This is a genomic window from Variovorax sp. J22P240, assembly GCF_030316855.1.
In the GTDB taxonomy this organism is placed as follows: domain Bacteria; phylum Pseudomonadota; class Gammaproteobacteria; order Burkholderiales; family Burkholderiaceae_C; genus Variovorax.
The window spans coordinates 770,209-789,418 of sequence record NZ_JASZYR010000001.1 but is presented as its reverse complement, the minus strand read 5'-3'; the positions used below and the strand labels follow the sequence as shown (position 1 = coordinate 789,418).

Sequence of the window (19,210 nt, the reverse complement as noted above, 5' to 3'; positions counted from 1 at the left end):
AGTTCGCAACCCCGTCTGCCATGCTGGCGGGCGGCACTGCGTTGTTCAACCCATCCCAAGGCTGCCATGACCGCCAAAAGCTCCCAGATCATCTACACCCTCACCGACGAGGCCCCTCGCCTCGCGACCGCCTCGCTGCTGCCCATCGTCAAGGCCTTCGCCGCACCGGCGGGCATCGACGTCGTGACCAGCGACATCTCGGTGGCCGCCCGCATTCTGGGCCAGTTTTCTGAAGCACTGACCGAGGCGCAGCGCGTGCCCGACAACCTGGCGGAACTGGGCAAGCTGACGCTGCGGCCCGACGCCAACATCGTCAAGCTGCCCAACATCAGCGCTTCGGTGGCCCAGCTGAAGGCGGCCATCAAGGAACTGCAGGACAAGGGCTACAAGATTCCCGACTACCCCGAAAACCCGAAGTCGGACGAGGAGAAAGAGATCCGTGCGCGCTACAACAAGTGCATCGGCAGCGCGGTGAACCCGGTGCTGCGCGAGGGCAACTCCGACCGTCGCGCGCCCAATGCGGTGAAGGAATTCGCCCGCAAGAATCCGCACAGCATGGCCGAGTGGAGCCAGGCGTCGCGTTCGCACGTCTCGCACATGCACCACGGCGACTTCTATCACGGCGAAAAGTCGATGACGCTCGACAAGGCCCGCGACGTGAAGATGGAGCTGATCACCAAGAGCGGCAAGGCCATCGTGCTCAAGCCGAAGGTCTCCCTGCTCGAGCGCGAGGTGATCGACTCCATGTTCATGAGCAAGAAGGAGCTGGTCGACTTCTACGAGCGGCAGATCCAGGACGCCCACAAGACCGGCGTGATGTTCTCGCTGCACGTGAAGGCCACCATGATGAAGGTGTCGCACCCCATCGTGTTCGGCCACTGCGTCAAGATCTTCTACCGCGAGGCCTTCGAAAAGCACGCCAAGCTGTTCGATGAACTGGGCGTCAACGTCAACAACGGCATGGTCGATCTGTACAACAAGATCGCCACCCTGCCCCAAAGCACGCAAGACGAGATCCGGCGCGACCTGCACGCCTGCCACGAGAACCGCCCTGAACTGGCCATGGTCGATTCCGCCAAGGGCATCACCAACTTCCATTCGCCCAACGACGTGATCGTGGATGCTTCCATGCCCGCGATGATCCGCAACGGCGGCAAGATGTACGGCGCCGACGGCCGGCTGAAGGACGTGAAGGCCGTCATGCCCGAGAGCACCTTCGCCCGCATCTACCAGGAGATGATCAACTTCTGCAAGTGGCACGGCGCTTTCGACCCCAAGACCATGGGCACCGTGCCCAACGTCGGCCTGATGGCCCAGCAGGCCGAGGAATACGGCTCGCACGACAAGACCTTCGAGATCACCGAAGACGGCGTGGCCAATATCACCGACCTCAACACGGGCGAGGTGCTGCTGAGCCAGAACGTCGAGGCCGGCGACATCTGGCGCATGTGCCAGGTCAAGGACGCCGCCATCCGCGACTGGGTCAAGCTTGCCGTCACGCGCGCGCGCAACTCCGGCATGCCGGTCGTGTTCTGGCTGGACGCCTACCGGCCGCACGAGGCGCAACTCATCACCAAGGTGAAGATGTACCTGCACGAGCACAACACCGCCGGTCTGGACATCCAGATCATGAGCCAGGTGCGCGCCATGCGCTACACGCTGGAGCGCGTGGTGCGCGGGCTGGACACCATCAGTGCCACCGGCAACATCCTGCGCGACTACCTGACCGACCTGTTCCCCATCATGGAACTGGGCACCTCGGCCAAGATGCTGTCCATCGTGCCGCTGATGGCCGGCGGCGGCATGTACGAAACGGGTGCCGGCGGTTCGGCGCCCAAGCACGTGCAGCAACTGGTGGAAGAGAACCACCTGCGCTGGGATTCACTGGGTGAGTTCCTCGCCCTGGCCGTGAGTCTGGAAGACCTGGGCATCAAGAACAACAACGCCAAGGCCAAGGTGCTGGCCAAGACACTCGACTCTGCCACGGGCAAATTGCTGGACAACAACAAGGGTCCCTCGCCCAAGACCGGTCAACTCGACAATCGGGGCAGCCACTTCTACCTGGCTCTCTACTGGGCCCAGGCCCTGGCCGACCAGACCGAAGACAAGGAACTGGCCGCTCATTTCAAGCCGCTCGCCGAGGCGCTGGCAGCCAATGAAAAGAAGATCGTGGACGAGTTGGCTGCCGTGCAAGGCAAGCCGGCCGACATCGGCGGCTACTACCTGCCAGACGCGGGCAAGACCGAAGCGGTGATGCGACCCAGCGCAACGCTCAACGCGACGCTGGCGGCAGCGGTGGGTTGAGGTCTCCCCACCCAGACCAAGGTGCCCGCTGGAGCTGGTTGCCCATCGAGGGCAGCTGGCGTTACCACCTGCTCCTGGCGGGTACGGGCATGTTGGTCCTGGGACCGTTGGCCGGGGTGACTGCGGCCTACATGAATTTCTCGCTCGGCTTCTTCGTGGGCGGCCAGGTCCTGGCGGGCCTGCTCGGCTCCGCCGTCACCGCGGGCTACGGCGCGGCCGGGCGCCACGGGGCCAACTACATCCAGACTGCAGCCGCCTCGGTCGCCAGCATGAGCGGGATGGGCGTGCTGCTCCAGGCCATGGCGTGGATGGGCCTGCCGCAGCCGCCGGCCTGGCAGATGGTGCTGTACCTGGCCTGTGTCGGCATGTTCGGCGTCGGCGTCGGCATGCTCTATACGCCAGTGTTGGTGGACCGCATGCGCCTGGCCTTCCCTTCCGGGCTTGCGGTCGCCAACATCCTGCGCGCGCTGACCGACCCCATGTTGTTGCGTCGCTCGGTGCGGCAACTGGGTGGTGGATTGACTGTCGGATTGATGGCGGGACTCGCTTCGGCCCGCCTGCCGTTGCTGGGCGCCATCGGACTCTCCGCGTCCACCTTCGGCGCGGGACTCGTCGTCGGCGCGCGCATCGGCATCCCGGCGGTGATGGGGGGCGTGATCGGCGTGGCACTGCAACCGTACTTCGTCTCGATCGGCTGGCTACAGACCGGCGACCCGCCGCGCAAGATCATGTTCCTCATTGCACTGGGAACGATCATGGGCGCAGCGCTGGTGGACATGGCGCTGATCTTCGCGCGAGCCCTGCCGCGCGCGCAGCGGCACGATGAACGCAAAGCGCCGCCGCCAGTCGCCGACGACTGGCGGCGCATCGACCGAACGCACCTCGTGGGGTGGGTGCTTTTCTGGGCGGCCGCCACCGTGGCCAGCGGCCATTGGCTCCTGGGACAGCCCCTTCTCTACCTCGTGGTCGCGGTGACGCTGGTCTTTCTCTTTGCGCTGGTCAACGGCATCTCGGTCGGCGTCAGCGACTCCAATCCCATCTCTTCCGCATTCGTCGTGACGATCGTCATCCTCGCCGCCTTGGGCTTGCGCGACCCCGGCGTGGGCCTGATGGCCGGCGCGGTGTTGCTGGTGGCGACCAGCGTGGCCTGCGACATGCAGCAGGACCGCTCCACCGGCTGGCGACTCGGCACTCCACGCGTGATGCAGTTCCGCTACCAGGTGCTGGGCATCGTCGTGGGCGCCATGCTGGCGGTGGTCTTCGCGCGGCTGTTCATGGCGGCCTATCCGGTCCTGCTGCAGGATCAGACGGTGCTGAAGGCCGACCAGCAACCGGCCGCGTGGAGCTCGGCCATGACGTACAAGTTAGTGGGCGTGCTACGCAGCCTGACCGAAGACCTGCCGTTCCAGCGGACAGCCATTGGCGTGGGCATTGCGGCCGGCGTGGCGTTGGAGGTACTTCGCAAGTGGCTGCGCCCGCACACCTTCGTGCTCGATGCCATCGTGTTGCCTTCGCCCTATGCGCTGTCTTTCGGCGGCTTCGTCAACCTGCCTACGTCCCTGTGGTTTGGCGCGGGCGGGGTTGCAGGCAGCCTGTGGGCGGCGCGTGTGCCCGCTCGGCGCGATGTGCCGGAGGACATGAACAGTGCTTCGCTGTTTGGTGGAGGGTTGATCGCCGGCGATGCGCTGGCGGCGGTCGGCATCGGCGTCGCCAGCTTGGTGGCGGTGTTGGCTTAGGCCCACCTACGCACCCATCGTCGAACCTTCTGCTTAAGTACAACCCCCTGTTTCCTGGTTGCGCGTGAGCGGAGCAGACTCGCGCCCCTGTGCTGAACCGCGCCTCACGTCACCGCCATGAAGGAGACGAGCAAGATGAATCGAGCCATCACAGTGCTTCGGATCAGGCCTCGCACCGCACCTGGCCTGCGCGAGGCGTGCGTCCTGGGCATCGCAGCCTTGACCGGTACGGCGCAGGCCGCCTGGGACTGCCCTAGCCTGACGGCCGTCACCACTGCGGACGCGACGATCACTTCGGCAACCCTGACCGATCCCCCCGCGGTAATCGGCGGTGCATCGGTTGCAGTCCAATTCTGCCGAGTACAGGGCATCGCCCGGCCCTCCTCCGATTCGGAGATCAAGTTCGAGGTGTGGCTGCCACCGTCTGCGGGCGACTGGAACAGGCGCATGAAGGTCAACGGCACCGGGGGTTATGCAGGCTCCATTCCGTATGCAAGGCTCGCGCAGGACGTGGCCGACGGCATCGTGAGCGCGGGCAGCAACATGGGCCACGATGGCGGCGAATCGGCAACCTGGACACTCAACCGCCCCGAGAAGGTCAAGGACTGGGGCCTGCGAGCGCACTACTCGGTGGCGACTGCCGCCAAGGCGTTGAGCAACGCGTTCTATGCCGAGCCGGTCAAATACTCGTACTTCGAAGGTTGCTCCAACGGCGGGCGGCAGGCGCTCATGATGGCGCAGAACTATCCGGAGCTTTTCGACGGCATCGTGGCCGGTGCGCCGTCGAACTTCTACCCCGACCTGCTGATGTGGCTGCTCTGGACGGGCAAGAACCTGACGCCGAGCGCCCCGTTCGGGCCGCCTTCGGTCAGCACGGCAAAGCGTCAAGCGGTCACGCAACGCGTGCTGCAGGCCTGTGATGCGCTCGACGGTGCGGCCGACGGGCAGATCACCAATCCGCGCGCATGCCGATTCGACATCGACAACCTTGGGCCGAGCGGCGACGGCACGCTCACTGCGCCGGAGCTTGCGGTCTTCAAGGCCATGTACGCGGGAACCACCAGCGAAGCCGGCGTGCAACGCTACACCGGTGCGCGACTGGGCTCGGAGGCCGACTGGAGTCCTCTGTTCGCCGACAACGGTGGGTATGGTCCGTTCATCGGCCACTATGTGTACTCGCAGGAGAGTCCGCCGTTCGACTGGCGGCGCGACATCAACTTCTCCAACGTGTACGACGTCGTGAAGCAGACGCTGACGCCTGTCACCGCGGCGCCCAGCCCGGACCTGCGCGCATTCACGCGGCGTGGTGGCAAGATCATCCAGTACCACGGCTGGAACGACTCGGTCGTCCCGCCCGACGGATCGATCGGCTACTACTACGCGCTCACCCAGTTCGAATGGCTGAAGTCTCTGCCACCCAGGGTGGCCGACAGGCTCATCGACGACCTGTCACCGCAAGCCGTCGAGGCCACGGCGCTCGCGTTCGGGCGCAAGGTGCGGGAGTACCACCGCCTGTTCATGCTGCCCGCCGTGGGCCACTGCGGCGGCAGCACCGGCCCGAGCGCGATCGGCGGCGGCGCACCGGAGCCACCGAAGGCGTTCCGCAATGCCGACACGCACGTGGTCAGCGCCGTGATGAAGTGGGTGGAGCAAGGCGTGGCGCCGGAGAAGATCGTCGCGTCCGCGTTCGACGCCACTGGAAACGTGGTTCGTCAGCGGCCGGTGTGCCCGTACCCGGCGCAAGCCGTTTACGAGAATGGCGGCGACCTCGACAGTGCCGAGAGCTTCACGTGCAAGACGCCGCGCCCAAGGGATATCGACGTCGAAGCGGGAGACATGCTGCACATTCGCAATTCGTTGACGCAGCGCGGACTGCTGTTGCCCCATCGGTAGCGCTGCCGGCACGCGCCCCAAAAGCAAACGGACCTCGAGAGGTCCGTTTGGATGGGGAAAAGGCTGGGAGACCGCCCTCAGAGAGGGTGACCAGACTCCAGTTCGCGCCGCATCTTGCGCGAGTTCAGGATTCCGCGTACCAGTACCCCGATACCGCTACCGGCTACCAGAATGCCAAAGGCAAGAACGAGGATGTTTTCCTGGCTCATAGAAACCTCCTATGAATGGAGCGATTTTACTCCACCTTGCCAAGAAAGGCTTGGCGCTTCCTGACGCTCTTGATGGCCTCGAGCGCCTCTGACCTGGCGATCCACCACAGCGTAGCGCAGACGCCGAAGGCCACGATCTGCAGCAGGACCAAGGTCGACCTGCTCAGCTCCAGCGTTTGAGCAACCCAGTTCCCGACCCCGAAAACGACCACCATGACGGGCAGCGCCAGACGCTCCAGTGAACTCGCGTTCACCTCCTTCTGGTCGAGATCGACCTTCACCTGCCGTTTGACCTGCACGATCCAGTCGGCCAAATCCGCACGAAGGTCGGCATCGATCGATGGCATCCGATGCATTTCTTCGAGCACATCGAGATCGATCCCCTCGAACGCCTCCTGTTGTCGCCGATGTCGCTCTGAACGCCGCTGTTCGGCGGCCGATGCGAGTTCTTGGATTGACATGCGCATGCATCGATTCTCCCTCAATGCAGGCACGCCAATCAGGCGCTTGCGTACGCGCGGACAGCTCCAGGTCAGTCGTTGCTTCTTTCGCACTTGCGTGCATTGACGAGGCAAGCCGCGTAGTCGGGGTCGTGCTTGAGCAGGAACATCGCGCGTGCGGCGACGGCGGTGTCAGCGAAGTCGCTGAACAGGCCATCGACTCCGGCCTCGTAGAACGCGAGGTATTCGTTGACCGCATTGCCTTCGAAACTGCCGGTCAGCCGCTTCTGTTCGCTACGGAACGTGTAGGGATGGACGAGCAGGCCCAGGCGATGTGCATTGGCGATCACGTCGGTGGACGGCAGCAGGACCCGGTCACGATCGTCGACGAGGCCATCGCCCGTGACGTCGACGCATGCACCGCCCTGCACCGACTTGCACGCGCTCGAGATGAGATAGGGCTTCCAAGGGCCGATGCCGTCCGCATACCCTTTGACTTCCTGCAGGCCGTGCGGTGTCAACAGATCCTTGAAGAGGCCGTCGCGGTTGGAAACCACCCAGTCGTACGGCTTGTCATAGGGTTTGCTGAAATCCAGCGAGCCGTCGGGCTTCACGTCGTTGGCATCGACCAGTTGAATCAGCCGCACGCTGGTCTTGCCGCGCAGGTAACGCAGGTTGGCGGTCTCGAAGGATTGGATGAAGACGGGCGCATTGCGGTTGTTCCAGCCCGCGGCGCTCAACACGCCCAGCAGACGATCCTCCAGGGGCAACCCGATGCTCTGGTGGTAGGTCGGATGCTTGGTCTCGGGATAGATCCCGATGCGACGCCCCTCTTCCCGCGACTTTCGCTTTGCCAGGTCGATGACCTCGGCCAGCGTCGGGATCTGGAACTTGCCGTTGAACGACTGGTCGCGTTCCGGGAACGACTGGACGGCCCGCAATTGCTTGATCTCGCCGAGCGTGAAGTCACTGGCAAAGAAGCCGTCCGTTGCAACGCCGTCGACCATGACGGTGCGCCGGCGGTCGGCGAACCGGGGCAGGCTCTTGACGTTGGTGGTGTCGATCAGATTGGGCTCGTGGCGCGCGATCAGGTGACCATCCTTTGTGGCGACCAGATCGGGTTCGATGTAGTCGGCGCCGAGCGCGATGCCGAGGGAATAGGCTTCCAGCGTGTGTTCGGGCAGATAGCCGTTGGCGCCACCCCGGTGTCCGATCACCAGCGGCGCGTTGTCGGCGCGACGGCGCCCGTTCTCTTCGTGGGCCACCACGGTCGTGGTGGCTGCGATCAGCGTTCCGATGCCAAGCAGAGCGACACAGGCGTTCTTCAGAGGGCGCATGAAGGGTTCTCCTCTTTGATGTGGCGCGAACGGTATGCGCCGTTTGTGACAACCGCGTGAACCCATGGTAGCGCCGGCTGGAGGAAGTCGCACCCTGTCGCTATCGCTGGCTGCTCTGGTCTAATCGGCGAGGCACGGAGTTCCATCCATGATCCAGTTGCAAGATTGGCGCCCGTCCTCCTGGAGAGGTCGCACCGCACTGCAGATGCCGTCGTATCCCGACACGGATGCGCTGCAGGAGGCTGAGCGGCGCCTCTCTGCCCTGCCGTCGCTCATCTTTCCCGGCGAGATCTCGCAGCTGCGCGAACGCCTCGCGGCCGTATCCCGGGGCGAGGCCTTCCTGTTGCAGGGCGGCGATTGCGCCGAGAGCTTCGACGAGTTCGGACAGGAGCCTGTGGAATCCACCTTCCGCGTGATTCTGCAGATGGCCGTCGTGCTGACCTACGCCGCGGCCTGCCCCGTGGTGAAGGTGGGGCGCATTGCCGGCCAGTTCGCCAAGCCGCGCTCCTCCGACCTGGAAACGCAGGAGGGAGCGACGCTGCCCTCCTACCGCGGAGACATCATCAACGCAAGTGCGTTCACGGCACAGGCGCGGCAGCCGGATCCCCATCGCCTGCTCACCGCCTACTCTCATTCCGCGACCACGCTGAACCTGCTGCGCGCCTTGGCCCAGGGCGGCTTTGCCGACCTGCACGAGGTGCACAGGTGGACCGCGGACTTCGTCCGATCGAGCCCTCAGGGCGAGCGCTTCGAGGAACTCGCGGATCGAATCACCCAGTCGCTGGCGTTCATGGAGGCCTGTGGGTTCGACGCCTCACGGGCACCACAGCTGCATGCGGTGGAGTTCTACACCTCGCACGAGGCCTTGCACCTGCAATACGAGGAAGCGCTGACCCGCTTCAGCGAGCGGACCGGCCAATGGTACGGAGGCTCGGCCCACATGCTCTGGCTGGGCGAGCGCACCCGCCAGATCGACGGTGCCCATGTCGAGTACCTGCGCGGCGTCGGCAACGCGATCGGCGTCAAGCTGGGACCGTCGGCCAGCCCGGATGACGTGCTGCGACTCATGGACGTGCTCGACCCGGATCAGGAGCCCGGCCGGCTTGTGTTGATCGCACGCATGGGAAGCGACAAGGTCTCCGAGCGACTGCCGCTGCTGCTGCGCGCCGTGCACCGCGCTGGCCGCACGCCGGTGTGGTGCTGCGACCCCATGCACGGCAACACGGTGACCTCGACCAACGGCTACAAGACGCGCGACTTCGAACGCATCCTCCAGGAACTACGAGGCTTCTTTGCCGCGCATGGCCAGGAGGGCACGTATCCGGGGGGCCTGCACTTCGAGATGACGGGCCAGGACGTCACGGAATGCCGCGGAGGCGCGCAAGCGTTGACGGACGAGGGATTGTCGGCGCGCTATCGCAGCGCCTGCGACCCTCGCCTGAATGGGTCGCAGAGCCTGGAATTGGCTTTCATGATTGCAGACGTGCTCAAGGCTGCGCGCAGATAGCACGAGCCGGAGGCCGGGAAAAGCGCTTCACCACTTCCCGTCGCTGGGTTTCTTGCCCCGCACTGCTGCACCCAGCAACTGCACCGCATCGGGACGATTCGCCTTCTGGGCGAAGTCGGTGGCGGTCATTCCGAGCTGGTTCTTCATGAGCGGATCGGCGCCTTCGTCGAGCAGCAGCTTCACCGCTGCGGTCGACCCATACATCGCGGCCATCATCAAGGGCGTGGAGCCGTTGGGCGATTGCGCATCGATGAAGGCGTCCTTGTCCAGCAGCAACTGCATGATGGCCGTGTGGCCGTTGGTCGCCGCGTAATGCAGCGGCGTCCAGCCGGGCTTGTTGATGTCTGCGTCTCGTTCGATCAATTGGGTCACGAGGTCTTGCTGGCCCTTGATGGCCGCGAGCATCAGCGGACTCTCATCCTTGGCATTGCGCGCCTCGACGTCGGTCTTCGGCGAAGCCAGCAACACCTGGATCACTTTCGGCGACGGCTCGCGCACTGCGATCAGCAAGCCCGTCTGGCCTTTATCGTCGCGGGTGTTGGGGTCGAATCCGCGGTCGAGCAGGCTCTTCACGCCGCCCGCGTTATCGGAGCGCACGGCCCGAAAGAAATCTTCGAACGATCCGGCCTGAGTTGATAAAGATGCTGCAAAAACAGCAAGATACAGAAACTTCTTCAAGTGATTTATCATGACTTTACCCCGTCGAACAGGGTCTCGAAATTGTCGCTGGTCGCCTTCGCGATCGTCTCGACCGGCAAGTTGCGCAGCTGGGCGATCTGCTGCGCGACGTAGGGCACATACGACGGGTTGTTGGTCTTGCCGCGGTATGGCACCGGCGCGAGGTAAGGGCTGTCCGTCTCGATCAGCATCCGATCCAGCGGGACGAAAGCCGCCACGTCACGGAGATCCTGCGCCTTCTTGAAGGTCAGGATGCCCGAGAAGGAGATGTAGAAACCGAGGTCCAGCGCGGCGCGAGCCACCTCGGCGGTTTCAGTGAAGCAATGGAAGACGCCGCCGGCTGCCTTGCCGGTGCCGTCCTCGCCCTCCTCCTTCAGGATCGCCAGCGTGTCGGCCGAGGCTTGGCGCGTATGGATCACGAGCGGCTTCCGAGTCTGCTGGGCGGCGCGAATATGGACGCGGAAGCGGTCGCGCTGCCATTCCAGATCGGAGATGCTTCGGCCGCCCTTGCGTTCTTCCATCTGGTAGTAGTCCAGGCCGGTCTCGCCGATGGCCACCACTTTCGGCAGCGCCGAACGGCTCACGAGATCCTCCACGGTGGGCTCGGCGATGTCTTCGTTGTCCGGATGGACGCCTACGGAGGCCCAGAAGTTGTCATAACCGGACGCCAAGGCCTGCACATCGGCGAATTCTTCCAGCGTGGTGCAGATGCAGAGTGCCCGGTCGACCTGGGCGGCAGCCATCGCGGCGCGGATTTGCGGCATCTGGTCCGCGAACTCGGGGAAAGTCAGGTGGCAGTGGGAGTCTGTGAACATCGCGGAATTCTCGAGAATGGCGGTGCATCCGCACCGCGTGCGGTCCGCGTCGCAGGGGACGGGACTCAGATGGTCTGGGTCGGGCGATCGGATGCCATCGTGCCACCCAACGCCTCTTCGATGCGGGCCTTGAGTTGGCGCGACTTGTCATCGGACGGGAAGCGGATGCCGACGCCCGGCGCCCGATTGCCCGCGGCGCGCGCCGGCGTGATCCAGGCGACCTTGCCGGCGACCGGATAACGTTGCGGATCCTCGGGCAGCGTGAGCAGCACGTAGACGTCGTCGCCGAGCCGGTACTCGCGCGAGGTCGGAATGAAGATCCCCCCCTCGGCGAACAGCGGAATGTAGGCCGCGTAGAGCGCGCCTTTTTCCTTGATGGCCAACTGGATGACGCTGGGTCGGGCGGGCGCGGACGGGGTGGGGGCTGCTGGAGTGTTCATGGGCGACGGCGTCCCGAGTTTAGGGTGGTTCGCGCCTCGCTCACAAGCGCCTCGAGCATCAGGCCCGCATTGAAGGGGTGTTCTGCGGTTTTTGCCGCATTCGCCAGCGACTTCGACCAGCGGGCCAGTGCCACCCTGGACGGTGCTGGCGGCAAATCGGAAGCTTCGAAGAAACGGGGCGCGGCGCCGCTGTCGGTCGCCATGAGGTCATGGCAAAGCTTCTGGAGCGCGCCGATGGCCTGGGCCGGCGCGTGGTCCGCCAGGGCGCTCACGTCGCCGCGCGACAAGGCCTTTGGCAACAGGCTCCAGGCCTTGGGCGACTGGCCCTGCCCGGCCAGCCGCAGCGCATCGCTGGGCCGGCCGCCGGCGGCGCGCAGGAGCCCGGGGGCATCCGGCGCCGGAATGCCCTGCCCGATCAGCCAGGCGCGCGCCTCGTCGCCCTCGGGCCACGGCAAGGTGAAACCGAGGCAGCGGCTGCGGATCGTCGGCAGCAGTTGCCACGCCGCTTCACTGGCAAGCACGAACCGGACATCGCCGACGGGCTCTTCCAGCGTCTTCAAGAGCGCGTTCGCGGTGATCGTGTTCATCCGTTCCGCCGGATAGACCAGCACTGCCTTGCCGCGGCCCCGTGCGCTAGTGCGCTGGGCAAAGCCGACGGCGTCGCGCATCGCCTCGACGCGGATCTCGCGGCTGGGCTTGCGCTTCTTGTCGTCGATGTCGGCCTGTGATTTTTCGTCCAGCGGCCAGCCCAGTTCCTGCATCGCCACTTCGGGCATGAGCACGCACAGGTCGGCGTGCGTACGCACCTGGATCGCGTGACAACTCGGGCAGTGCCCGCAGGCGCCACCGGCTTCTTCCGGCTGCTCGCACAGCCACGCTGCCGCGAGCGCCAGGCCGAGTTCGTATTGGCCGAGTCCCGATGGCCCTTGCAGCAGCCACGCGTGGCCGCGCTGGCGCAGCAGGTCCGCGAGCGGCTTGCGCAACCAGGGCGAAAGCGACTCCGCGTTCATGGCGCACCTCCGCTGTCGGAGGCCACGAGCCCGCGCTCGGCCAGCGCCGCTTCGATCTGCTGCCAGACGTGCTCCCGCGACTGGTTCGCATCGATGCGAACGAAGCGCGGCGCAGCGGCTGCGCGCTGCGCATAGCCCGCTGCAACCCGCCGGAAGAACTCGACCGGCTGCGACTCGAACTTGTCCGGCAGGCGCGCGCCGGCCAGTCGCTCGGCTGCCGTTTCGGGCGGCAGGTCGAACCACACGGTGATGTCGGGTTGCAGGAGCGCCTGCGTGCCGGAATCCGGTTGCGCCTGCACCCATTGTTCGAGCGTCGAAAGCACGGCCGGATCGAACCCTCGCCCTGCCCCTTGGTAGGCAAAGGTCGCGTCCGTGAAGCGATCGCAGAGCACGACGTCGCCGCGCGCCAACGCCGGTTCAATCACGCGCACGACGTGGTCGCGCCGCGCCGCGAAGACCAGCAGCGATTCGGTCAGCGCGTCCATCGGCTGTTCGAGGATCTGCGACCGCAAGGTCTCGGCCAGCGGCGTGCCGCCCGGTTCGCGGGTGCGAGTCACCTCACGGCCCTGCGCCTTGAACAGCGCCTCGAGTGCGTCGATGTGGCTGGATTTGCCGGCACCGTCGATGCCTTCGAGTGTCAGGAAGAGTCCCTTCATTGCCCGCTCCGCTGATTCGGGTCGGCGCCCCGCTGGTAGCGGTTGACCGCACGGTTGTGCTCGTCGAGCGAACTGCTGAACTGGCTGGTGCCGTCGCCGCGGGAGACGAAGTACAGCGACTTGCTTTGCGCCGGCTGCACGGCCGCGAGCAGCGCCGCTTTGCCCGGCATCGCGATCGGCGTGGGCGGCAGTCCGTTGCGCAGATAGGTATTCCAGGGCGAGTCGGTCTGGAGGTCTTTCTTGCGCAGATTGCCTTCGAAGCGCGTGCCCATCCCGTAGATGACGGTCGGATCGGTCTGCAGCGGCATCCCGATGCGCAGCCGGTTGATGAAGACCGCGGCGATCTCCGATCGGTCCTGCGCCTTGCCCGTTTCCTTCTCGACGATGCTGGCGAGGATCAGTGCCTCGTCCGGCGTCTTGAGCGGCAAGTCGGCGGTGCGGGCCGCCCAGGCGGCTTCGAGCTTCTTGTCCATCGCGCGCATGGCGCGCTGCAGCAAGGCGAAGTCGGTCGAACCCTTTGAATACGTGTAGGTGTCAGGGAAGAAGCGGCCTTCGGGATGCAGGCCCGGCCTTCCGAGCCTCGTCATCACTTCCTCGTCGGTCTGCCCGACCGTATCGGGTTTCAACTGCTCGGCCTTGGCCAGCGCGGCGCGCACCTGCCGGAAATTCCAGCCCTCGACCAGCACCAGGCTTCGCGTCGCTTCCTCGCCGCGGACGAGCACGTTGAGCAACGTTCGCGGGGTGATGCCTCGCTCCAGTTCGTAGCTGCCGGCGCGCATTTGCCGGTCCTGGCCCGAGAAGCGGAACCACAGATAGAGAAGCTGGGGCGGCACGTCCACACCGGCATCGGCGACGGCCTGCGCGATGCCGCGAGGCGTGGTGCCGGGCTCGACCGACAGGTCGACGTTGGGTGCCGGCAGCTTGAGCGGCTGGTTGACCCACCAGAGGCCGGCGGCGCCGAGGCCCAGTACGACGAAGGCAGCCAGCAGAAAGAGCGTGAGAAAGAAGCGGCGCACGGGATCCGACGAAGGAAGCGAACTGAAAGTTGTGGAATGAAGCCCTGCGGACCGAGCGGAACGGGGTCGGCCATGATAATTCAGCGATGACCTCTGTCGTTCTGAATGGCGTGACCGCCCTCTCCCACCTCGGTGTCATTCGCGCCGAGGGTCCCGATGCCGCCAGCTTCCTGCATGGCCAGCTGACCCAGGATTTCGCATTGCTCGACGATTCGGAAGCGCGCCTGGCCGCCCTGTGCACGGCCAAGGGGCGTGCGATCGCGAGTTTCATCGGCATCCGGCCGCAGCCCGAGCGCATCCTGCTGGTGTGCAGCCGGGACATCCTCGCCGCCACGCTCAAGCGCCTTTCGATGTTCGTGCTGCGTGCCAAGGCAAAGCTGAGCGATGCGAGCGATGAATATGTGCTTTACGGCTTGGCCGGCTCGGCACTGACAGCCAACGGTATCGATGCCGGGTCGCCCCCGGGTCGCCACAGCATGGTGGGTGACGCGAGCGCGGTGACGCTCTATCCGTCCGACGGCATTCCGCGTGCCTTGTGGATCGCGCCCGCAGGCAGCGCCCCGCCCCACGGCACCACGCTGGACCCGTCGCTTTGGCAATGGGGCGAAGTCCGCAGCGGGATCGTCACTTTGACTACGCCCGTGGTCGACGCTTTCGTGCCACAGATGATCAACTACGAATCGGTCGGCGGCGTGAACTTCAAGAAGGGTTGCTACCCGGGCCAGGAGGTCGTCGCGCGCAGCCAGTTCCGAGGGACGCTGAAGCGACGCACCTATCTCGTGCAGGCCAGCGACGAGGTCGCGGCTGGCCAGGAAGTCTTTGCCGCCAATGATCGGGAACAACCCGTCGGCAAGGTGGCACAGGCCGCCCCGTCGCCGGACGGTGGCTGGGCCGCGCTGATCTCGATCCAGATCGCCGCGATCGATGCCGGCGGCCTTCATGCGCGCTCGGCCGATGGCCCCTCGTTGACGGTGGAACCACTGCCCTACGCGCTGCTGGAAGACATCTGAAGTGCCACGCTACGTCGCATTGCTTCGCGGCGTGAGCCCGATGAACGCGAAGATGCCAGAGCTGAAGCGTTGCTTCGAAAGCGCCGGATTCACCAACGTCAAGACGGTGCTTGCCAGCGGCAACGTCGTGTTCGACACGCGCGCCGTATCGGCGCCTGCGCTGGAACGCAAGGTCGAAGCGGCGATGACGCAGCATCTCGACCGGGCATTTCAAACCATCGTGCGCTCGTCCCAGTCGTTACGCGATCTGCTCGATGCGGATCCGTACGCAGCGTTCGACTTGCCGGCAGGCGCCAAGCGGGTTGTCACCTTCTTGCGCACCGCGCATCCTGCCAGGCTGTCTCTCCCGCTGGAGAAGGACGATGCGCGCATCCTCTGCATGAAGAACCAGGAGATCTTCAGCGCCTACGTTCCCGGTCCAAAGGGTCCCGTATTCATGGCGCTGATCGAAAAGACCTTCGGCACGGATGTGACCACCCGGACCTGGGACACGGTCAGGAAATGCGCTGCAGCCTGAAGCCGAGGCGCACTTCGGCCATTCAGCTGCAGCGACCCTTGCCGGCGCCGCAAGAATGCCGGCGCGCAACGAGCATCAGTCAAAGACGATCACGCCGCGCGCATTGCGGCCTTGTGCCAGGTCGTCGAAGGCCTGCGGGGCTTCCTCGATGCGGTAGCGCCTGGTGATCAGCTCGTCGAGCTTGAGCTTGACGGCCTGTCCAGGGAGTCGTGTTGCCCTGATCGCACAGGTTGGGCCTGCTTGACGCCCTCGCCCACCTGGCACACGACGCCCGCACCCTCGCTGGAACGCCGCGCCTGGGTCCGCGGGCCCAAACGGGGCAATTGCAGCCGCCTTGCCGCGCAGCGAGTAAAAAGACTTACACCACTTCCTGGGACATCAACCGTTCAACGTTGCCGACGCGCCACTTATGCTGAAAATTGAAACGGAACGTGCACTGAGAGCGTGACGCCTCGCTTTAAAAGTTGACCCGATTTCGCGGACACCTGATCCCTATGGAAGAGGGAGTTCACTTGAGAATCAAGTCCCATCCCGTCCGCGCATCAGGGTCAAGGCCAGTGGCGTATACGCCGATTTCCGGATGGCCCCATCTATCTTTCGGCTTATTGGCTTCGATTGAAGCTCTCACCAACACTGGCCTTCCAACTACTCCGTGAGGAGGCTTTCATGTTCGACCGACGCACCCTTGCAGCTTGCTGCGTGCTTGCTCTTCCGTATGGTGCCTGCCTTGCGCAGACCACTTTCGCAGCGGACCAGTACTACGACAACCGGTGGTACATCACGCCCTTCGGCGCCTACGTCCATCCGGACGGCGACCGCAACGCCGACAACGGCTGGGGCGGAGGCGTATCCATCGGCAAGCCAATCAGCCCCAACTGGAACATCGAGTTGCGCGCGATGTACGAGGAACTCGATAGCAAGTTTGGCACCGCCTTTGGCGTCTTCAACAGCACTGACAAATACAAGAACTGGAGCGGCACGCTCGACGCGCAGTGGTTCTTCCTGGGCCGCCAGGGCGTCAACCGCTGGACATCGAGCAGCGTGCACCCCTATCTCGTGGGCGGCATCGGTGCCATCGACAACAAGGTGGAGACGTTCTTCGGCAACGACAGCCACACGAGTTTCATGGCCAACGCGGGCGTCGGCATCGTCTGGCCGTTTTCTTCCTGGGGCCGACTGGTGGCCGACGCACGCTACCGCTACGTCGACAGCGTGAACAACACCAGGCTTGCAAGCCGCTCGAGCATGAACGACTGGATCTTCTCGGTGGGCCTGCAGATCCCCTTCGGGCCCGCCCCCCAAGTAGCGCAGGCGGCGCCGCCGCCCGCCCCGCGAGCGGCGATACCACCGCCCCCACCGCCACCGCCAGCGGCGCGCGCCTTCGAGCTCAAAGCCGACGGCACGTTCGCGTTCGCCAAGTCGGACTTGACGCCTACCGGCCGCACCCGCATCGACAACACGCTCGCGGAGCTCAAGGCCTCGGGCATCCGGCTGCGCGCGATCTCCATCGTCGGGCACACCGATCCGATCGGCAGCGCCGAGTTCAACCAGCGCCTGTCCGTGGCACGGGCCAACTCCGTGCGCGACTACCTGGTCGCCCAAGGCGTGCCGGCCAACATCATCACGACCGAAGGCCGTGGTTTCTCGGAGCTCAAGGTCACAGAAGCCGATTGCAGGGCCCAGGGCAAGGCCAGGAACCGCACTGCGCTCATTGCCTGCTTCGAGCCGAATCGCCGAGTGGACATCCGCGCCTCGGGCGAGCAAGGGGGCTAGGGTTCGCGGCCGGCGAAGCGGGAACGCGGCGTGTCAGAGCTTGCGACGCATCTCGATGTGGGCGATGCCGGCTTCTTCGAAAGGATCGCCGTACGGCAGGTAGCCCAGGCGCGCGTAGAAGGCTTCCGCGCTGCGCTGCGCATGCAAGGTGACCTCGCGATCCCCTCGCGCCGCAGCAGCCGCTTCGAGCGCACGCAGCACCGCCGCGCCATGGCCGCCGCTGCGCAGGGTCCGGTGCACCGCCATGCGTCCGATGCGCCCGACGCCGGGCGCCTCTGTCACCAGCCGACCCGTCGCGACGGCTTGTCCCAGGCGATTGCGCGCGACGGCGTGCACGGCGGTCGCATCGTGCTCGTCCCATTCGAGCTCCTTGGGAATGCGCTGCTCTTCGATGAACACGTCGCGGCGCACCTTGCCCGCGCAATCGCCGAGCGAGTCCCAGTGGCCCGTGACGACTTCGCGCATCGATTCGCCGGCCTCGAACGCGGCGAGAACCTCGCGCAACAACGGCGGCACCGGCCTGGAAGTCTGCGTGGCGGGATCAGCAAACACGTACACCAGCTCGCAGGTCACGAGCAGTTCATCGCCACGGTACAGGCCGCCCATGAAGAGGATCGACGAGTTGCCCACGCGCATGCATTTCATGCCGACGTCCAGCAGGTCATCCACCCGTGCCGATGCGTTGAACTCGACCGTGGCCTTGCGCACGTAGAGGTCGCCGCCGAGCGCCTGCATTGCATCTTCGTACGGTAGCGCCATCGCGCGCCAGTAGTCGGCGATCGCGGTGTCGAAGTACATCAGGTAGTGCGCGTTGAAGACGATCTTCTGCATGTCCACCTCGGCCCATCGCACGCGCAGGCGGTGGAAGAATCGAAAGTCGGATTTCTTGATGGTTTCGGTCATGGTTGCAAGGCTTCTTTCAATGCGCGGGCTGCGTCGGTGTGGGCCTGGAGGGCTTCGGGGATGGCGCGTCCCATCTTGACGAATTCGTGGATGACGCCGCGATAGATCTCCAGATCGACCGGCACGGCGGCCGCGCGCAACTTGTCGGCGTAGGCGATGCCTTCGTCCACCACCGGATCGTATTCGGCGAGGCCGATCCATGCCGGCGCGACACCTTCCACGTCATCGGCGTTGAGCGGCGCGAAGCGCCAGTCGTCGCGATCGGCCGGGGAGTTCACGTACAGGCCGAAGAACCAGCTGATGAGTGCTTCCCCGAGCAGAGGCCCTTCGGCGAATCTTCTGTGCGAAGGCGTGTCCTGGTGCGCGGCGGTGCCGGGGTAGATCAGCATCTGCAGCGCGAGCGGAATGCCCGCATCGCGCGCGAAGATGGCGCAGACGGCCGCCAGGGTGCCCCCCGCGCTATCGCCGCCGACAGCGATGCGCGTGCCGTCGAGGCCCCACCGTCCCGCGTTCTTCGCAAGGTGCTCGAGCGCGTCCCAGGCATCGTTCGACGCCGTCGGAAATTTGTGCTCCGGCGCCAGCCGGTAGTCCACCGACACCACGGCGCAGCCGCTCTTTTCGCTCAGCACGCGGCACAGGATGTCGTGGGTGGCAATGCTGCCGACCGTGAAACCGCCGCCGTGAAAGAACAGCAGCACCGGAAGCGCTTCGTTCGAAGGCGCATACAGACGCGCCGGCATGGCATACCCGTCGCGTGCGGGCAAGCTGAAATCCTCGACGCGCGCGAGCTGCGGCTTGGGCACTTCGAGCACACCGGCACCTTTCTCGTAGGCGGCCTTGGCCTCGGCGGGGGTCAGCGCATGCAACGGCGGACGTCCGGCGCGCGCCATGCGGTCGACCACGCTGGCCATCTTGGGGGTGAGCCCGATCATCGCGTCAGGCTTTCTCTGGCAAGCCGCCGCGCGC

At 65.3% G+C, this 19,210-nt stretch carries 18 protein-coding genes; 7 read left to right on the top strand and 11 right to left on the bottom strand.

All coding sequences use genetic code 11. The annotated features are described in order from the left end of the window. Positions 1-66: 66 nt before the first annotated feature. The 3 genes from QTI24_RS03800 (at position 67) to QTI24_RS03790 (ending at position 5,933) form a co-directional block, all read left to right on the top strand. Positions 67-2,304 carry an NADP-dependent isocitrate dehydrogenase gene (locus QTI24_RS03800; RefSeq protein WP_286598425.1) on the top strand — a complete coding sequence of 746 codons (2,238 nt, stop codon included), beginning with the start codon at positions 67-69 and terminating at the stop codon, positions 2,302-2,304. An 89-nt stretch (positions 2,305-2,393) separates the two neighbouring features. After that, entirely contained in the window at positions 2,394-4,040 is a 1,647-nt protein-coding gene (locus tag QTI24_RS03795; protein ID WP_353506083.1) for an OPT/YSL family transporter, read from the top strand. Between the two features lie 135 nt (positions 4,041-4,175). Further along, positions 4,176-5,933, top strand: a complete 1,758-nt coding sequence (locus QTI24_RS03790; RefSeq protein WP_286598422.1) for a tannase/feruloyl esterase family alpha/beta hydrolase — start codon at positions 4,176-4,178, stop codon at positions 5,931-5,933. Positions 5,934-6,010: 77 nt separating this feature from the next. Here the strand turns inward: QTI24_RS03790 and QTI24_RS03785 are convergent, their stop codons facing one another. Genes QTI24_RS03785 through QTI24_RS03775 form a run of 3 tightly spaced genes read right to left on the bottom strand, consistent with a single transcriptional unit; the run spans position 6,011 to position 7,919 of the window. Further along, on the bottom strand, positions 6,011-6,142 hold the full coding sequence (locus QTI24_RS03785; RefSeq protein ID WP_286598421.1) for a hypothetical protein: 132 nt from the start codon (positions 6,140-6,142) through the stop codon (positions 6,011-6,013). Positions 6,143-6,168: 26 nt separating this feature from the next. Next, positions 6,169-6,696 carry a hypothetical protein gene (locus QTI24_RS03780; RefSeq protein ID WP_286598420.1) on the bottom strand — a complete coding sequence of 176 codons (528 nt, stop codon included), beginning with the start codon at positions 6,694-6,696 and terminating at the stop codon, positions 6,169-6,171. Continuing rightward, positions 6,675-7,919: a glycerophosphodiester phosphodiesterase gene (locus tag QTI24_RS03775; RefSeq protein WP_286598419.1), complete on the bottom strand. Its 1,245-nt coding sequence runs from the start codon at positions 7,917-7,919 to the stop codon at positions 6,675-6,677. Before QTI24_RS03775 ends, QTI24_RS03780 begins: the two co-directional genes overlap by 22 nt. Positions 7,920-8,067: 148 nt before the next feature. Between QTI24_RS03775 and QTI24_RS03770 the strand changes: the two genes are divergently transcribed. Continuing rightward, positions 8,068-9,426 carry a class II 3-deoxy-7-phosphoheptulonate synthase gene (locus QTI24_RS03770; RefSeq protein WP_286598418.1) on the top strand — a complete coding sequence of 453 codons (1,359 nt, stop codon included), beginning with the start codon at positions 8,068-8,070 and terminating at the stop codon, positions 9,424-9,426. A 27-nt stretch (positions 9,427-9,453) separates the two neighbouring features. Here the strand turns inward: QTI24_RS03770 and QTI24_RS03765 are convergent, their stop codons facing one another. From QTI24_RS03765 to mltG, 6 genes are all read right to left on the bottom strand, one after another. Continuing rightward, positions 9,454-10,116: an ankyrin repeat domain-containing protein gene (locus QTI24_RS03765; protein WP_286598416.1), complete on the bottom strand. Its 663-nt coding sequence runs from the start codon at positions 10,114-10,116 to the stop codon at positions 9,454-9,456. Continuing rightward, entirely contained in the window at positions 10,113-10,919 is an 807-nt protein-coding gene (locus tag QTI24_RS03760; protein WP_286598415.1) for a TatD family hydrolase, read from the bottom strand. Before QTI24_RS03760 ends, QTI24_RS03765 begins: the two co-directional genes overlap by 4 nt. Before the next feature lie 65 nt (positions 10,920-10,984). Continuing rightward, a complete protein-coding gene (locus QTI24_RS03755) occupies positions 10,985-11,359 on the bottom strand; it encodes a PilZ domain-containing protein (protein ID WP_214685382.1) in 375 nt (124 codons plus the stop codon). Next, positions 11,356-12,369, bottom strand: coding sequence for a DNA polymerase III delta subunit-related protein (locus tag QTI24_RS03750; RefSeq protein ID WP_286598413.1), 1,014 nt, complete (start codon positions 12,367-12,369; stop codon positions 11,356-11,358). The genes QTI24_RS03755 and QTI24_RS03750 overlap by 4 nt, the downstream gene beginning before the upstream one ends. Then, entirely contained in the window at positions 12,366-13,025 is a 660-nt protein-coding gene (gene tmk, locus QTI24_RS03745) for a dTMP kinase (protein ID WP_286598412.1), read from the bottom strand. Before tmk ends, QTI24_RS03750 begins: the two co-directional genes overlap by 4 nt. After that, entirely contained in the window at positions 13,022-14,041 is a 1,020-nt protein-coding gene (mltG, locus tag QTI24_RS03740) for an endolytic transglycosylase MltG (protein ID WP_286598410.1), read from the bottom strand. The genes tmk and mltG overlap by 4 nt, the downstream gene beginning before the upstream one ends. Positions 14,042-14,127: 86 nt before the next feature. Here mltG and ygfZ point away from each other — a divergent pair, with 86 nt between their 5' ends. The 3 genes from ygfZ (at position 14,128) to QTI24_RS03725 (ending at position 17,341) form a co-directional block, all read left to right on the top strand. Next, entirely contained in the window at positions 14,128-15,051 is a 924-nt protein-coding gene (gene ygfZ, locus QTI24_RS03735) for a CAF17-like 4Fe-4S cluster assembly/insertion protein YgfZ (protein ID WP_286598409.1), read from the top strand. Position 15,052: 1 nt separating this feature from the next. After that, a complete protein-coding gene (locus tag QTI24_RS03730) occupies positions 15,053-15,568 on the top strand; it encodes a DUF1697 domain-containing protein (protein WP_286598407.1) in 516 nt (171 codons plus the stop codon). Positions 15,569-16,234: 666 nt separating this feature from the next. Beyond that, positions 16,235-17,341 carry an OmpA family protein gene (locus QTI24_RS03725; protein WP_286598405.1) on the top strand — a complete coding sequence of 369 codons (1,107 nt, stop codon included), beginning with the start codon at positions 16,235-16,237 and terminating at the stop codon, positions 17,339-17,341. Positions 17,342-17,374: 33 nt separating this feature from the next. On the opposite strand, the gene QTI24_RS03720 is transcribed toward QTI24_RS03725, so the two are convergent. Together QTI24_RS03720 and QTI24_RS03715 are read right to left on the bottom strand one after the other, a co-directional pair. Further along, positions 17,375-18,244, bottom strand: coding sequence for a YbgC/FadM family acyl-CoA thioesterase (locus QTI24_RS03720; protein WP_286598403.1), 870 nt, complete (start codon positions 18,242-18,244; stop codon positions 17,375-17,377). Further along, positions 18,241-19,176, bottom strand: a complete 936-nt coding sequence (locus QTI24_RS03715; protein WP_286598402.1) for an alpha/beta hydrolase — start codon at positions 19,174-19,176, stop codon at positions 18,241-18,243. Before QTI24_RS03715 ends, QTI24_RS03720 begins: the two co-directional genes overlap by 4 nt. Between the last annotated feature and the right edge of the window lie 34 nt (positions 19,177-19,210).

Coding starts and splice junctions, on each gene's coding strand:
- QTI24_RS03785 (WP_286598421.1), bottom strand. CDS start 6,142: ATGAGCCAGGAAAACATCCTCGTTCTTGCCTTTGGCATTCTGGTAGCC.
- tmk (WP_286598412.1), bottom strand. CDS start 13,025: ATGAAGGGACTCTTCCTGACACTCGAAGGCATCGACGGTGCCGGCAAA.
- QTI24_RS03755 (WP_214685382.1), bottom strand. CDS start 11,359: ATGAACACTCCAGCAGCCCCCACCCCGTCCGCGCCCGCCCGACCCAGC.
- QTI24_RS03720 (WP_286598403.1), bottom strand. CDS start 18,244: ATGACCGAAACCATCAAGAAATCCGACTTTCGATTCTTCCACCGCCTG.
- QTI24_RS03800 (WP_286598425.1), top strand. CDS start 67: ATGACCGCCAAAAGCTCCCAGATCATCTACACCCTCACCGACGAGGCC.
- QTI24_RS03715 (WP_286598402.1), bottom strand. CDS start 19,176: ATGATCGGGCTCACCCCCAAGATGGCCAGCGTGGTCGACCGCATGGCG.
- QTI24_RS03790 (WP_286598422.1), top strand. CDS start 4,176: ATGAATCGAGCCATCACAGTGCTTCGGATCAGGCCTCGCACCGCACCT.
- QTI24_RS03795 (WP_353506083.1), top strand. CDS start 2,394: ATGTTGGTCCTGGGACCGTTGGCCGGGGTGACTGCGGCCTACATGAAT.
- ygfZ (WP_286598409.1), top strand. CDS start 14,128: ATGACCTCTGTCGTTCTGAATGGCGTGACCGCCCTCTCCCACCTCGGT.
- QTI24_RS03750 (WP_286598413.1), bottom strand. CDS start 12,369: ATGAACGCGGAGTCGCTTTCGCCCTGGTTGCGCAAGCCGCTCGCGGAC.
- QTI24_RS03775 (WP_286598419.1), bottom strand. CDS start 7,919: ATGCGCCCTCTGAAGAACGCCTGTGTCGCTCTGCTTGGCATCGGAACG.
- QTI24_RS03770 (WP_286598418.1), top strand. CDS start 8,068: ATGATCCAGTTGCAAGATTGGCGCCCGTCCTCCTGGAGAGGTCGCACC.
- QTI24_RS03765 (WP_286598416.1), bottom strand. CDS start 10,116: ATGATAAATCACTTGAAGAAGTTTCTGTATCTTGCTGTTTTTGCAGCA.
- QTI24_RS03760 (WP_286598415.1), bottom strand. CDS start 10,919: ATGTTCACAGACTCCCACTGCCACCTGACTTTCCCCGAGTTCGCGGAC.
- QTI24_RS03725 (WP_286598405.1), top strand. CDS start 16,235: ATGTTCGACCGACGCACCCTTGCAGCTTGCTGCGTGCTTGCTCTTCCG.